Origin of the sequence: Pseudomonas sp. PDM19, assembly GCF_014852215.1 — a bacterium.
In the GTDB taxonomy this organism is placed as follows: domain Bacteria; phylum Pseudomonadota; class Gammaproteobacteria; order Pseudomonadales; family Pseudomonadaceae; genus Pseudomonas.
On sequence record NZ_JACVBG010000001.1, the window covers coordinates 514,719 to 529,430 of the forward strand.

Annotated in this window: 14 protein-coding genes; 7 read left to right on the plus strand and 7 right to left on the minus strand. The window is 66.7% G+C overall.

Annotation, left to right across the window (positions count from 1 at the left end):
* The first annotated feature begins 12 nt into the window (after positions 1 to 12).
* The 7 genes from IB273_RS02275 to IB273_RS02305 all read left to right on the plus strand — a co-directional run bounded on the left by IB273_RS02275 (position 13) and on the right by IB273_RS02305 (position 10,699).
* On the plus strand, positions 13 to 402 hold the full coding sequence (locus tag IB273_RS02275) for a VOC family protein (RefSeq protein ID WP_192223107.1): 390 nt from the start codon (positions 13 to 15) through the stop codon (positions 400 to 402).
* Positions 403 to 546: 144 nt separating this feature from the next.
* Entirely contained in the window at positions 547 to 831 is a 285-nt protein-coding gene (locus IB273_RS02280) for a hypothetical protein (protein ID WP_081516773.1), read from the plus strand.
* A 145-nt stretch (positions 832 to 976) separates the two neighbouring features.
* Positions 977 to 1,477, plus strand: coding sequence for a thiol peroxidase (gene tpx, locus IB273_RS02285; RefSeq protein ID WP_081516774.1), 501 nt, complete (start codon positions 977 to 979; stop codon positions 1,475 to 1,477).
* Positions 1,478 to 1,693: 216 nt separating this feature from the next.
* Positions 1,694 to 2,992: an MdtA/MuxA family multidrug efflux RND transporter periplasmic adaptor subunit gene (locus IB273_RS02290; RefSeq protein ID WP_192223108.1), complete on the plus strand. Its 1,299-nt coding sequence runs from the start codon at positions 1,694 to 1,696 to the stop codon at positions 2,990 to 2,992.
* Positions 2,989 to 6,111, plus strand: coding sequence for an MdtB/MuxB family multidrug efflux RND transporter permease subunit (locus IB273_RS02295; protein ID WP_192223109.1), 3,123 nt, complete (start codon positions 2,989 to 2,991; stop codon positions 6,109 to 6,111). The genes IB273_RS02290 and IB273_RS02295 overlap by 4 nt, the downstream gene beginning before the upstream one ends.
* Complete coding sequence (locus IB273_RS02300; protein WP_192223110.1) at positions 6,111 to 9,227, plus strand: multidrug efflux RND transporter permease subunit; 3,117 nt, start codon at positions 6,111 to 6,113, stop codon at positions 9,225 to 9,227. The genes IB273_RS02295 and IB273_RS02300 overlap by 1 nt, the downstream gene beginning before the upstream one ends.
* Positions 9,224 to 10,699 (plus strand): efflux transporter outer membrane subunit, encoded by a 1,476-nt coding sequence (locus tag IB273_RS02305; protein ID WP_192223111.1) that lies wholly within the window; start codon positions 9,224 to 9,226, stop codon positions 10,697 to 10,699. The genes IB273_RS02300 and IB273_RS02305 overlap by 4 nt, the downstream gene beginning before the upstream one ends.
* A gap of 7 nt (positions 10,700 to 10,706) precedes the next feature.
* Here IB273_RS02305 and IB273_RS02310 read toward each other — a convergent pair whose 3' ends face one another.
* From IB273_RS02310 to IB273_RS02340, 7 genes are all read right to left on the minus strand, one after another.
* Positions 10,707 to 11,000, minus strand: coding sequence for a hypothetical protein (locus tag IB273_RS02310; RefSeq protein WP_151186726.1), 294 nt, complete (start codon positions 10,998 to 11,000; stop codon positions 10,707 to 10,709).
* 26 nt (positions 11,001 to 11,026) lie between these two features.
* On the minus strand, positions 11,027 to 11,623 hold the full coding sequence (locus IB273_RS02315) for a C40 family peptidase (protein WP_192223112.1): 597 nt from the start codon (positions 11,621 to 11,623) through the stop codon (positions 11,027 to 11,029).
* A 145-nt stretch (positions 11,624 to 11,768) separates the two neighbouring features.
* Positions 11,769 to 12,431, minus strand: a complete 663-nt coding sequence (locus IB273_RS31710) for a C40 family peptidase (RefSeq protein WP_318652459.1) — start codon at positions 12,429 to 12,431, stop codon at positions 11,769 to 11,771.
* A 126-nt stretch (positions 12,432 to 12,557) separates the two neighbouring features.
* Positions 12,558 to 12,983 (minus strand): VOC family protein, encoded by a 426-nt coding sequence (locus tag IB273_RS02325; RefSeq protein WP_081516781.1) that lies wholly within the window; start codon positions 12,981 to 12,983, stop codon positions 12,558 to 12,560.
* 20 nt (positions 12,984 to 13,003) lie between these two features.
* The gene (locus IB273_RS02330; protein ID WP_081516782.1) at positions 13,004 to 13,465 is read right to left on the minus strand and encodes a hypothetical protein; all 462 of its coding nucleotides are present in this window, start codon (positions 13,463 to 13,465) and stop codon (positions 13,004 to 13,006) included.
* 92 nt (positions 13,466 to 13,557) lie between these two features.
* The gene (locus IB273_RS02335; RefSeq protein WP_081516783.1) at positions 13,558 to 13,881 is read right to left on the minus strand and encodes an antibiotic biosynthesis monooxygenase family protein; all 324 of its coding nucleotides are present in this window, start codon (positions 13,879 to 13,881) and stop codon (positions 13,558 to 13,560) included.
* Positions 13,878 to 14,624, minus strand: a complete 747-nt coding sequence (locus tag IB273_RS02340) for a CTP synthase (RefSeq protein ID WP_192223113.1) — start codon at positions 14,622 to 14,624, stop codon at positions 13,878 to 13,880. Before IB273_RS02340 ends, IB273_RS02335 begins: the two co-directional genes overlap by 4 nt.
* Positions 14,625 to 14,712: the final 88 nt, after the last annotated feature.

The window sequence follows — 14,712 nt, forward strand, 5'->3', positions numbered from 1 at the left end:
AGGGCGCGCGGCATGTTCAGCCATATCACCGTCGGCACCAACGACCTGCCGCGTGCCATCGAGTTCTACGGCAGGGTGCTCGGCGCGCTGGGGATCGTCCTCAAGGCGCATCGCCATGCGCCTGAGCGGGCGATCTTCGCCCACCCGGACAGCGACGTGGTGTTCTGCGTCTACCAGCCCATCGACGGCCGGCCAGCCAGCATCGGCAATGGCAGCCTGGTGGCCTTCGAGGCGCGCACGCGGCACCAGGTCGACAGCTTCCATGCCCGCGCCGTGCAACTGGGCGGCGTCGACGAGGGGCCGCCCGGCCTGCGCCTGAACTACTCACCGACCTACTACGGCGCCTACGTACGCGACCTGGATGGCAACAAGCTGTGTTGCGTCTGCCATCTGCAGGAGTGAGCCGGCGCGACAGAAATTTCGAACCTGCCAGCGCGGCGGCTCGTCCAACTCCCTGAGCGTCGCAGTCACCGGGTACGCACCGATTGCCCGACTGTGGCACCGCCAAGCGGCGAGGGTGCGCTCGCCGGACAGGGAGAATCTGCGATGGTCACTCACTACAAGGTCAAGGGGCACCTGGCCTGCGGGCATGCGGGCAAGCACCTGGAATCCACCACCGAGCTGAACCGGGTGAAATGCCGCAGCTGCCGCAACACCGAGGTCTACAAGGAAGCCCGCCGCGATGCGCGCAACGCCGCCCGCCGCGCCCAGCGCAAGGCCCGTGCCGAAGCCGTGCACAACGACTGGCGCAGCTTCTGGGAGAAACGCCTCGTCGCCATGCCGGGCAGCCAGCGCCTGCCGCGCGGGTTCCAGGACCAGCCGTTCGTCTGAGCCGGGCGTGGGCAGGAGGAGCGAGCGGATGCATGCCCGAGCGTTAAGCTCGGGAAAGTCGTGCTAGCATCTGCCCCGGCCCCGAATCCTCCTGCGGCGCTGGCAACCCGCCAGCGCCGCCATCCCTCACAGAAGGACCCAAGCAATGGCTCAAGTTACCCTCAAGGGCAACCCGGTTTCCGTCGACGGCAAGCTGCCGCAGAAAGGCGAGCAGGCTCCGGCCCTGTCGCTGGTCGCCGGCAACCTGTCCGACGTCACCCTGGAAACCTACGCCGGCAAGCGCAAGGTGCTGAACATCTTCCCCAGCGTCGACACCCCGACCTGCGCCACCTCCGTGCGCAAGTTCAACGCTGAAGCCAGCAAGCTGGCCAACACTGTCGTACTGTGCGTTTCCGCCGACCTGCCGTTCGCCCAGGCGCGCTTCTGCGGTGCCGAAGGCCTGGAGAACGTGGTGAACCTGTCCACCCTGCGTGGCCGCGAGTTCCTCGCCAACTACGGCGTAGCCATCGCCGACGGCCCGCTGGCCGGCCTGGCTGCCCGTGCTGTCGTGGTGCTGGACGAGCAGAACAAGGTGCTGCACAGCGAGCTGGTAGGCGAGATCGCCGACGAGCCGAACTACGCCGCCGCCATCGCCGCCCTGGCCTGATGGAAGGATCGGGCCGGTCCATCAGGACTGGCCCCAATGGCGCGGAACCTCCCGCGCCATTTCCGGGTCGCAATGCCCCGGTAATTCGTAACTCCCGGTAAATCAAAGGTAAATAGCGGGTAAAGAGACTTTGCCTGCGGCCATGCTGTGCTTATCGTTCAGCCTCGGTATTCTCACTTCCTTGCGCCAAACCCCCTTTTCAAAAGACAGAGTCCCATGACTGCAAGCAACGGATCGCCCTCGAAACTTCGCACCCTGCGCCCCTGGCTCATCACCGCGCTGCTGTTCGCCGCCGTGGTCGGGCTGATCATGTGGCTGCACTCGACGTCTTCGGGAACGCCGGCAGCCCAGGGCGGGCGCGGCGGGCGACCGGGGCCGGGGCAGATGGCCGCGGGGCAGGGCGGCACGGCGGTGACCGTCAGCGTCGCGCCGGTGCTCAAGGGCGACCTGCCAGTGCACTACCACGCGCTGGGCACGGTGACGGCCTACAACACCGTCAACGTCCGCGCGCGGGTCAGTGGCCAGCTGGTCAAGGTGCCGTTCCAGGAAGGCCAGGAAGTGAAGGCCGGCGATGTCCTCGCGGTGATCGACCCGCGTCCGTTCCAGGCCGCGCTGGACCAGGCCCAGGGCACCCTGCTGCAGAACCAGGCGCAACTGAAGAACGCACAGATCGACCTGGCCCGCTACAAGGGTCTGTACGCCGAGGACTCCATCGCCAAGCAGACCCTGGACACCCAGGAAGCCCAGGTGCGCCAGTTCGAAGGCACCCTGAAGACTAACCAGGGCCAGGTCGCCGACGCCAAACTCAACCTCGAATTCACCCAGGTGCGCGCGCCCATCTCCGGCCGCGTCGGCCTGCGTCAGGTGGACGTGGGCAACCTGGTCACCTCCGGCGACACCACGCCGCTGGTGGTCATCACCCAGGTCAAGCCGATCTCCGTGGTATTCAGTCTGCCGCAGCAGCAGCTGGGCACTATCGCCCGCGAGCTCTACAGCAACAAGCCGGTGCCGGTCGAGGCGCTGGACCGCAACCAGAACCAGACCCTGGCCACCGGCGTGCTGAAGACCCTGGACAACCAGATCGACACCACCACCGGCACCGTCAAGCTCAAGGCCGGCTTCGAGAACGACGACCACAAGCTGTTCCCCAACCAGTTCGTCAACGTGCGCCTGCTCGCCGAGACCCTGCCGGGCGTGTTGACCATTCCGGCCAACGCCGTGCAGCGCGGCAACGACGGCACCTACGTCTATCTGGTGGGCGAAGAGAGCAAGGCCAAGCGCCAGCTGGTCACCCTGGGCACCAGCGAGAGCGAGCGCGTGGTCGTCACCGAGGGCCTGAAAGAAGGCGACCGCGTGGTCGTCGAAGGCACCGACCGCCTGCGCGACGGCACCCGCATGAACATCGCCACCTCCGACGAGAAGGCCCGCGCAGCCGCCACCGAGGAGGGCGACAAGTCCACCGCCAAGCCGTTCGGTTCGGACACCCCGGTCCAGGACAGCGGTAAGAGCGAATGAACCCGTCGCGCCTGTTCATCCTGCGGCCGGTCGCCACCACGCTCCTGATGGTGGCGATCCTGCTGTCGGGGATCATCGCCTACCGCTTCCTGCCGATCTCGGCGCTGCCGGAAGTGGACTACCCGACCATCCAGGTGGTGACCCTGTACCCCGGCGCCAGCCCGGACATCATGACCTCCTCGGTGACCGCGCCGCTGGAGAACCAGCTGGGGCAGATTCCCGGCCTGAACGAGATGTCCTCCACCAGCTCCGGCGGCGCCTCGGTGATCACCCTGCAGTTCAGCCTGCAGATCAACCTCGATGTGGCCGAGCAGGAAGTCCAGGCGGCGATCAACACGGCGCAGAGCCTGCTGCCCAAGGACCTGCCGAACCAGCCGGTGTACAGCAAGGTGAACCCGGCGGACGCGCCGATCCTGACCCTGGCAGTGATGTCCCCGGACATGCCGCTGCCGCAGATCCAGGACCTGGTGGACACGCGCCTTGCGCAGAAGATTTCGCAGATTTCCGGCGTCGGGCTGGTCAGCATCAGCGGCGGCCAGCGCCCGGCCGTGCGCATTCGCGCCAACCCCGGCGCCCTCGCGGCCGCCGGCCTGAGCCTGGAAGACCTGCAGACCACCGTCACCAACAACAATCTCAACGGCCCCAAGGGCAGCTTCGACGGCCCGACCCGCTCCTCGACCCTGGACGCCAACGACCAGCTCAAGTCCGCCGACGCCTACCGCGACCTGATCATCGCCTACAAGAACGGTTCGCCGCTGCGCGTGCGCGACGTGGCCAGCGTGGAAGACGACGCCGAGAACGTGCGCCTGGCCGCCTGGGCCAACACTTCGCCGGCGGTGGTGCTGAACATCCAGCGCCAGCCGGGCGCCAACGTCATCGAGGTGGTCGACAGCATCAAGAAGATGCTCCCGCAGTTGCAGGCGACCCTGCCCGGCAGCCTGGAAGTGACGGTGCTCACCGACCGCACCACGACCATCCGCGCCTCGGTGGCGGACGTGCAGTTCGAGTTGTTCCTCGCCGTCTGCCTGGTGGTGATGGTCACCTTCCTGTTCCTGCGCAATATTTCCGCGACGCTGATCCCCAGCTTCGCCGTGCCGCTGTCGCTGATCGGCACCTTCGGCGTGATGTACCTCGCCGGCTTCTCGATCAATAACCTGACGCTGATGGCGCTGACCATCGCCACCGGCTTCGTGGTGGACGACGCCATCGTCATGGTGGAGAACATCGCGCGCTACCTGGAACAGGGCGACGAGCCGCTGGAGGCCGCGCTCAAGGGCTCGAAACAGATCGGCTTCACCATCATCTCGCTGACCTTCTCGCTGATCGCCGTGCTGATCCCGCTGCTGTTCATGGGCGATGTGGCCGGCCGGTTGTTCCGCGAATTCGCCATCACCCTGGCGGTGGCGATCCTGATCTCCGGCTTCGTTTCCCTGACCCTGACGCCGATGCTCAGCGCCAAGCTGCTGCGCCACGTCGAGCCGGAGAAGGAAGGGCGCTTCGCCCGCGCCGCCGGGCGCTTCATCGATAACATGATCGAGCGCTATGCCGCCGCCCTGCGCGTGGTGCTGCGCCATCAGCCGCTGACCCTGCTGGTGGCCATTGCCACCGTGGTGCTCACCGCGCTGCTGTACATCTTCATGCCCAAGGGCTTCTTCCCGGTGCAGGACACCGGGGTGATCCAGGGCATCGCCGAGGCGCCGCAGTCGATCTCCTTCCAGTCCATGGCCAGCCGCCAGCAGGACCTGGCGAAGATCGTGCTGAAGGACCCGGCGGTGGACAGCCTGTCCTCGTTCATCGGCGTCGACGGCACCAACGCCACCCTCAACACCGGGCGCCTGCTGATCAACCTCAAGCCGCACGCCGAGCGTGACGTGACCGCCAGCGAGGTGATCCATCGCCTGCAGCCGGAGCTGGACCAGATCGCCGGCATCAAGTTGTACATGCAGCCGGTGCAGGACCTGACCATCGAGGACCGTATCGCCCGCACGCAGTACCAGTTCACCCTGCAGGATGCCGACCCGGATGTCCTCGCCGACTGGGTGCCGCGCCTGGTGGACCGCCTGCAACAACTGCCGGAGCTGGCCGACGTGGCCACCGACTGGCAGGACAAGGGCCTGCAGGCCTACATCAACATCGACCGCGATACCGCCTCGCGCCTGGGCGTGAGCCTGTCGAGCATCGACAGCGTGCTGTACAACGCCTTCGGCCAGCGACTGATCTCCACCATCTTCACCCAGGCCACGCAGTACCGCGTGGTGCTGGAAGTGGCGCCGGAATTCCAGATCGGCCCGCAGTCGCTGGAGAACCTCTACGTGCCGTCCAGCGACGGCACCCAGGTGCGCCTGTCGAGCCTGGCGAAGGTGGAGGAGCGCCACACCCTGCTGGCGGTCAACCACATCGCCCAGTTCCCGGCCGCGACCATCTCCTTCAACCTGGCCAAGGGCGTCGCCCTCGGCGAGGCGGTGCAGGCGATCCGCGACGTCGAGGCGCAGATGGAAATGCCCGTCAGCCTGCAGGGCAGCTTCCGTGGTGCGGCGCAGGCCTTCGAGGCTTCGCTGTCCAACACCCTGCTGCTGGTGCTGGCGTCCATCGTCACCATGTACATCGTGCTGGGCATCCTCTACGAGAGCTTCATCCACCCGGTGACCATCCTCTCCACGCTGCCCTCGGCGGGCGTGGGCGCGCTGCTGGCGCTGATGCTCTCGGGGCAGGACATCGGCATCGTGGCGATCATCGGCATCATCCTGCTGATCGGCATCGTGAAGAAGAACGCGATCATGATGATCGACTTCGCCCTGGACGCCGAACGCAACGAAGGCAAGCCGCCCCATGAGGCGATCTACCAGGCGTGCCTGCTGCGCTTCCGGCCGATCCTGATGACCACCATGGCCGCGCTGCTCGGCGCGCTGCCGCTGATGCTCGCCGGCGGCGCTGGCGCCGAGCTGCGCCAGCCGCTGGGCGTCACCATGGTCGGCGGCCTGCTGGTCAGCCAGTTGCTGACGCTGTTCACCACGCCGGTGATCTACCTGTACTTCGACCGTCTGGCCACGCGCTGGGCCAACTGGCGGCAGCGCCACGGCCTGGACGTGAACAGCATCAACCCGGCGGAGCGTGGCTGATGGGCGGCCTGTCTCGCCTGTTCATCCTGCGCCCGGTCGCCACCTGCCTGCTGACCCTGGCGCTGATGCTGGCCGGTGCGCTGTCGTTCAGCCTGCTGCCGGTGGCGCCGCTGCCCAACGTCGATTTCCCGACCATCCTGGTGCAGGCCTCCTTGCCCGGCGCCAGCCCGGAAACCATGGCCTCCACGGTGGCAACACCGCTGGAGCGCTCGCTGGGGCGCATCGCCGGGGTCACCGACATGACCTCCAGCAGCTCCCTGGGCAACACCACCATCATCATCCAGTTCGACCTGTCCAAGGACATCGACGGCGCCGCGCGCGAGGTGCAGTCGGCGATCAACGCGGCCATGAGCCTGCTGCCCTCGGGCATGCCGAACAACCCGACGTACCGCAAGGCGAACCCGTCGGACATGCCGATCATGATCCTCACGCTGACCTCGGACACCTACACCCGCGGGCAGATGTACGACCTGGCCTCGACCATCGTCTCGCCCAAGCTGGCGCAGGTGAAGGGCGTGGGGCAGGTGAGCATCGGCGGCTCCTCGCTGCCGGCGGTGCGCGTCGACGTGAATCCAGACCAGCTCAGCCACTACGGCATTTCCCTGGACACGGTGCGCAACGCCATCAACAACACCAACGCCGATGGGCCCAAGGGCTCGCTGGAGTTCGGCGAGCGGCACTGGCAGGTGGACTCCAACGACCAGTTGCGCAAGGCCAGCGAGTACGCCCCGCTGATCGTCCACTACAACGCCGACACCGGTGCGGCGGTGCGCCTGCGCGACGTGGCCAAGGTCACCGACTCGGTGGAAGACGTGCGCAACGCCGGCTTCTCCGACGACCTGCCGGCGGTGCTGCTGATCATCACCCGCCAGCCCGGCGCCAACATCATCGAGGCCACCGACGCCATCCACGAGCAGCTGCCGATCATCCAGGACGTGCTCGGCCCGCAGGTGAAGCTGTCGGTGATGGACGACCGCAGCCCGTCGATCCGCTCCTCGCTGGAGGAGGCTGAGCTGACCCTGATCATCTCCGTGGTGCTGGTGATCCTGGTGGTCTACCTGTTCCTGCGCAACGGCCGCGCCACGCTGATCCCCAGCCTCGCGGTGCCGGTGTCGCTGGTGGGCACCTTCGCGGTCATGTACCTGTGCGGCTTCTCGCTGAACAACCTGTCGCTGATGGCGCTGATCATCGCCACCGGCTTCGTGGTGGACGACGCCATCGTGGTGGTGGAGAACATCGCCCGGCGCATCGAGGAAGGCGACCCGCCGATCCAGGCGGCGATCCGCGGCGCGCGGGAAGTGAGTTTCACCGTGCTGTCGATGACCCTGTCGCTGGTGGCGGTGTTCATCCCGCTGCTGCTCATGGGCGGCATCACCGGGCGGCTGTTCCGTGAGTTCTCGGTGACCCTGGCGGCGGCCATCCTGGTATCGCTGGTGGTCTCCCTGACGCTGACGCCGATGCTCTGCGCGCGCCTGCTCAAGCCGGTCGAGCGCGGGCCGAAAAAGGCCTCGGTGGAGCGCCAGAGTAACCGCTATTTCGTCGCCTTCATGCAGCGCTACCGCGCCAGTCTGAGCTGGGCGCTGGAGCACTCGCGGCTGATGGTGATGATCATGCTCGGCTGTATCGCGCTGAACCTGTACCTGTTCGTGGTGGTGCCCAAGGGCTTCCTGCCGCAGCAGGATTCCGGGCGCCTGCGCGGTTTCGCGGTGGCCGACCAGAGCATCTCGTTCCAGGCGCTGGACAAGAAGATGGCGCAGTTCCGCAAGATCCTCTCCGAGGACCCCGGCGTGGAGAACGTGGTGGGCTTCGTTGGCGGCGGCAAGTGGCAGTCGAGCAACACCGGTTCCTTCTTCGTCACCCTGAAGGACATCACCGAGCGCGACTCTGCCGAGACCATCGTCAACCGCCTGCGCAAGAAACTGGCGGAGGTGCCCGGCGCCAATCTGTTCCTGGTTGCCGGCCAGGACGTGCGCATCGGCGGCCGCCAGGGCAACGCGCAGTACGACTTCACCTTGCGCAGCGATGACCTCAACCTGCTGCGCGAATGGGCGCCCAAGGTCGAGGCGGCGATGAACAAGGTGCCGCAGATCGTCGACGTGAACAGCGACGCCCAGGACAAGGGCGTGCAGAGCCGCCTGGTGATCGACCGCGACCGCGCGGCGAGCCTGGGGGTGAACGTCGCCGAGGTGGACGCGGTGCTGAACAACTCCTACGGCCAGCGCCAGGTCTCGACCATCTTCAACCCGCTGAACCAGTACCACGTGGTGATGGAAGTCGCCCAGCCGTACCAGGAAACGCCCGAGGAGCTGCGCCAGGTGTACGTGATCAACAGCGAAGGGCAGCGCATTCCGCTGTCGGCCTTCACGCATATCGAGCCGAGTCGCGCGCCGCTGGAGGTCAACCACCAGGGCCAGTTCGCCGCCACCACCTTCTCCTTCAACCTCGCCCAGGGCGCGCAGATAGGCCCGGCCCGCGACGCGATCCTGGCGGCGGTGGAGCCCATCCACCTGCCGATGGAAATCCAGGCCACCTTCGAAGGCAACGCCGGCGCGGTGCAGGACACGCAGAACGACATGCCCTGGCTGATCCTGCTGGCGCTGGTGTCGGTCTACATCGTGCTGGGCATCCTCTACGAGAGCTATGTGCACCCGCTGACCATCCTCTCGACGCTGCCTTCGGCGGGCGTCGGCGCGCTGCTCACGCTGATGCTGTTCCGCACCGAGCTGTCGCTGATTGCGCTGATCGGGGTGATCCTGCTGATCGGCATCGTGAAGAAGAGCGCCATAATGATGATCGACTTCGCCCTGGACGCCGAACGCACCCAGGGCCTGTCCCCTCGGGACGCGATCCTGGAGGCGGCGATGAAGCGCTTCCGGCCGATCATGATGACCACCCTGGCCGCCATCCTCGGCGCGCTGCCATTGATCTTCGGCATCGGCGGCGACGCCGCGCTGCGTCGCCCGCTGGGCATGACCATCGTCGGCGGCCTGATCGGCAGCCAGTTGCTGACCCTGTACACCACCCCCGTCGTCTACCTCTACCTCGACCGCCTGCGCCATTGGGTCAACAAGAAGCGCGGCGTGCGCACCGACGGCGCCCTGGAGACACCCGTATGATCCGTTCCCGTTCACTTCTTCCCTTGGCGTTGGCCGTGGCCCTGGCCGGTTGCGCCATCGGCCCGGACTACCAGCGCCCCGAGCTGACGGTGCCCGCCAGCTTCAAGGAGGGCGAGGGCTGGCAACTGGCGAAGCCGCAGGACGGCTTCAACCACGGTGCCTGGTGGGAGCTTTACGGCGACGCCACACTGAACGATCTGCAGACCCGCCTGGTGGCTGCCAACCAGACCCTGGCGCAGTCGCTCGCGTCCTATCGCCAGGCTCAGGCGCTGGCCAAGGGGGCGCGCTCTTCCTTCTTCCCCACGATCAGCGCCGACGTCGGCAAGACCCGCTCCGGGCAAGGCACCGGCAGCGGCGGCAGCGTGCGCCTGCCGGACGGTTCCACCGTCAGCAGTGGCGGCGGCAGCAGCTCGATCAGCAACAGCTACTCGGCGAGTCTCGGTGTGAGCTGGGAGCTGGACCTGTGGGGCAAGCTGCGCCGCCAGCTGGAAGCCGACAACGCGAGCATGGACGCCAGCGCGGCCGACCTGGCCAACTCGCGGCTTTCGCTGCAATCGCAGCTGACCCAGAACTACCTGCAACTGCGCGTCATGGACCAGCAGATCAAGCTGCTCAACGACACGGTCACGGCCTATCAGCGCTCGCTCAAGCTCACCGAGAACCAGTACAACGCCGGCATCGTCACCAAGGCCGATGTCGCCCAGGCGCGTACCCAGCTGAAAAGCACCGAGGCCCAGGCCATCGACCTGAAGTACCAGCGCGCGCAACTGGAGCATGCCATCGCCGTGCTGGTCGGCTTGCCGCCGGCGCAGTTCTCCCTGGCTGCCGTGGACGGCGTGCCGAACCTGCCGGCAGTGCCGGCGTTGCTGCCGTCGGAGATACTCCAGCGCCGCCCGGACGTGGCTTCCGCCGAGCGCCAGGTGATTTCCGCCAACGCCAAGATCGGCGTGGCCAAGGCCGCCTGGTTTCCCGACCTGACCCTCACCGCCGCCGGTGGCTACCGCAGCGGCAGCTTCCAGAACTGGATCGAGACGCCCAACCGCTACTGGTCCATCGGCCCGCAGTTCGCCATGACCCTGTTCGACGGCGGGCTGATCGCCTCCCAGGTCGAGCAGGCCGAGGCGAGCTACGACCAGACCGTGGCCAGCTACCGGCAGACCGTGCTGGACAGCTTCCGCGAGGTCGAGGACTACATGGTCCAGCTCAAGGTGCTGGAAGAGGAAAGCGGCGTGCAGCAGGAAGCGCTGGATTCCGCCCGCGAGGCGCTGCGCCTGACCACCAACCAGTACAAGGCCGGTACCATCGACTACAGCAACGTGGTCACCACCCAGACCAGCGCGCTGTCCAACGAGCGCACGTTGTTGACCCTGACGGGCAGCCGGCTGACTGCCAGCGTGCAGCTGATCGCCGCGCTGGGTGGCGGTTGGGATGCGGCGAAGATCGCCGAGGAAGGACAGGTGACGCGGGACTGAGCCCGCGTCAGTCCTCGATCAGGGCGCTGAGGGGAATCCGAAACCGGTTTTCCCCTTCCAATGAGCGAATACCCCGGGGTTGCTCGGTGCTGACCAGCGCCGTGCCGCCTTGGCGTTCGAGCACTTCGCAGTCGATCCGGCCCATCGCGGGCAGCTGATCGTCCTGGTTCGGGGTATGCAGCCGCGCGCGTGGCTTGAGGAAATGCCAGTCGCGCCCTCTAGCATCGACCAGGCGGCATTCGGCCCAACCGGGGAAGCACTCTTGCGTGTAGCGCACTATCTCGACCAGCAGGCTGGGCATCGTTCGGGAAATCCTGTGACGTGGAGTCAGCCGTTGAAGCGGCGGGCGGTGGTGAAACTGCGTTCCCAGTAGCTGTTGTCCAGCGAGTCCATGCGGATACGTTCACCTGAACTGGGGGCGTGGATGAACTGGTTGTTACCGATGTACAGGCCGACGTGGCTGACATCACCGCGACCATTGCGGTTGAAGAACACCGCGTCGCCAGGTTTGAGGTCGTGGCGGCCGACGCGCTTGCTGTCGCTGTCAATCATCTCCCCGGTGGTGCGTGGCAGCTTCATGCCGGCCTCGGTACGGAACAGGTAGACCAGCAGCCCGCTGCAGTCGAAGCCGCTGGCAAGGGTGGTACCACCCCAGCGGTAGGGCATGCCGATCAGCTCACGGGCGCGGTTGACTACCCGTGTACTGGTCGTCCGCTGGGGCCTGCGCAAGCTCGACTGCAGCGGGCGCTTCATGCTCCGAAGGGGGCGGGCGTTCTTGCGAATGACGAGCTTGGTCTGGGCGGCGCGCGTCGGCTTGGGCGCGACCTTGTGGGCGGGTGGGTGCTTCACCTCACGGGCTTCGGCGACAGGGAAAGTCAAGGCGAGCAGCAGTGCGGTGCCCAGCAGGGTAGGGAGGAAGCGCATTTGGGGTACATCGTGTGTCTAACGTGAAAAACGGGGCGCTATCGTATGAATCTCCTTGCTTTCAGGAACGTGGACTAACGCCATGCAGGCGTGGGAATTTTCCCGTTTTTACCGCTGCGGTGACTTCCCGTGCATTTCTCAGCCATCAGCCACTGAAGCGTCGTGCGGTGGTGTAGCGGCGTTGCCAATAACTGTTGTCCAGAGAGTCGATGCGGATCGTCTTGCCGGTGCTGGGGGCGTGAATGAACCGTCCCGCGCCGATGTACAGGCCCACGTGGCTGGTGCGGCCGCGACCGTTGTGGTTGAAGAACACTGCGTCGCCGGGCTGCAGGTCGCGCTGGGCAACCAGGTTGCGCTGTTGCGCGACCATCAGGCCGGTGGTGCGCGGCAGTTGTCGCTTGGCGATGCTGCTGTAGAGGTAGACGAGCAGGCCGCTGCAATCGAAGCCGGCTTTCTCCGATTCGCCGCCCCAACGGTAGGGTGTGCCGATCAGTTCGTGGGCGCGGGCGACGATGCGGTCGGTGTCGACCGGACTCTGCTGCCCAAATTGCCTGCGCAACCGATCGAGTTTAAGCATGGCGAAGCGCTGCCTGCCGTTCAGGGCTTCGGCCGGTTTCGCCGTGCTCTGCTGACCCAGGCTGGGTGGGACTTTGAGTCGGGCGTCGACGAGCCTGCTGCTCTGCGTCTGGTTCGCGATCAGGGCTGCATCGAAGCGGCGCCAGGCCGGGGCGTCGAAGTCATCGGCCAGGGCCACGGGGCCGGCGAGTGCCAGGGCCAGGTAGAGAGGAAGGCAGCAGCGGATGCGCACGTCGCATCACCTCGCGGTGAGAAATCGGGACGGGCGTCATCCTAGGAAGGGAGTGGGAAAATCTATGTAGGAGTTTTCTAGTTGGCTTGAAGGTGGATTCCATGCGTGGATCAGTGGTCGCCGCCTTCAGTGGGCGAACAGCTGGCCGATGTCCTTGAAGGCCTTGAACTCCAAAGCGTTGCCGCAGGGGTCGAAGAGGAACAGCGTGGCCTGTTCGCCCACCTGGCCCTGGAAGCGCACATGGGGCTCGATGACGAACTGCGTGCCACGCTCGCGCAACCTTTGCGCCAGGCGCTCCCAGTCTTCCCACGGCAGCACCACGCCGAAGTGCGGTACCGGCACGTCATGGCCATCGACGGCGTTGGTGTGCGCCGCCTCCTGGCTGGCAGTGCGCGGGTGCTCGTGGATCACCAACTGGTGGCCGAAGAAATCGAAGTCTACCCACTGGGCGCTGCTGCGGCCCTCGGCGAGGCCGAACACCTCGCCGTAGAAACGCCGGGCCAGGGCGAGGTCGTAAACGGGAATGGCCAGGTGGAAGGGCGACAGCGCCATGGACGTGCTCCCTGTCAGGTTCAGGCCGGTACGGCCAGCAGGCGGCTGATGGTGGCCTTGGCCGCGCTCATCTGGCCCTCGCGGGCGAGGCGGGTGAAGTCCAGCAGGGCGTGTTCATGCTCGGCGAGGTCGTCGAGGATGTCGCGGTCATCGTCGTCGCCCTCGATGGCCAGGCTGTCGTAGCGCTGGACGTAGGGCTCCACCAGCACTTCGAGTTTTTCCAGGGTCTGCGGCCAGTCGAGCCCGAGCCAGTCGGCGGCGCGCTGGCGACCCTGGGCGGCGGCGTGCGCGGTGTCGCCCAGCGGCAGGCCGTGGCGCTGCAGCAGCCGCGCCATGCGCAGGCCGGTCTGGCGCTCCAGTCGCGCCAGCAGGAGCATCGAGGATGCCCCCTCCGGCAGTTGCTCGGCCAGGCCGAGGAAGAAGTTTTCACCGCGGACTTCGCCCAGGTAGGCGGCCTGCAGTTCACTGGCTTGTCGGTGCATGCGTCGGTCCCCCGTGCTCAATGGGGACCAGCCTAGACGATGTGCGCCGGGCATCGAACCCGGCATGTCGTGTCTGGGCCAGAACGGGTCGCTCAGCGTTCGAAACCGTATTCGCGCTCGACCCGGCTGATACGTACGCGGAAGGCGCTGTACCAGTCGCGGCGGCCGGCCTGCTGGGCCATGCGGTGCTCGGTCTGCTGCTTCCACTGGCGGATGGCGGCCTCGTCGCGCCAGTAGGACACGGTCAGCCCCAGGCCGTCAGCGCCACGGGCCGACTCGACGCCGAGGAAACCGTCCTGCTGCGCGGCCAGTTCCAGCATGCGTTCGGCGGTGGCGCCATAGCCTTCGTCCAGCTCGGTGCGGTAGGAGGTGAAGGTCACGGCGTAGTAGGGCGGTTGCGGTGTGCTGGCGATCATGCGGGACTCCCGATGCGAGTGGGCTCTTGACTGGATTGATGGCGGAAGGCTGCGGACAGGAACGCTTCGGCCAGGGGCACGGCGATGCCGGCGAGGGCCTTGCGTTCGGGCTGGAACAGGGTGGCGACGAAGAACGGATGGTCGGTCGCTTCCAGTGCGCGGATGCTGCCGTCCTCGCCGTGAGCACAGGCGCGCAGCGAGCCGCCGAACAGCTCGTCCTGGAACTGCGGGTTCACCCCGTAGCTGCAGCGATAGCCCTCGCGGATATCCGGCAAGCCGTAGATTGCCGCCAGGTGCGAGCCGGCGGTGAGGCGGATGGTCTCGCTGACTTCCACCAGTGAGCAGGGCAGGGCATGCACCACCGGGCGCGCCGCTTCCGGGTCCGTCTCGGCGTGGGCCGCGTCGCTCCAGCCGAGGACGTTGCGGGCGCGCTCCAGCAGGGCGTGCTGGAAGCCGCCGCAGGTGCCGAGGAAGGGCACCTGGTTCTCGCGGGCGAAGGTGATCGCCCGCAAGGCGCCTTCGGTGTTCTGGTAGGGGCTGCCGGGGATCGCCCAGAAGCCGGAGTACGGCTCAAGGTCCATCCCCTGTGCCAGGCGCGGGGTGTCCAGCCAGTCCACGCGCAAGGTGCCTGAATGTGGCAGCAGCGATTGCTGCAGGGCCAGGGGAATCGCCCAGTGGGCGGTGACGCGGCTATCGCGGTCGCCGATCAGGCCGATGCGCAGTGCTTTACGACGTTTCCCCATCTTTTGTTCCCCCTGGCGTCGTGGCCCATTGGCGGGCCCCTGGGAGGCAATTTATAGTTGCGCAGGCGCAAGCGAAAATGGGCAACTG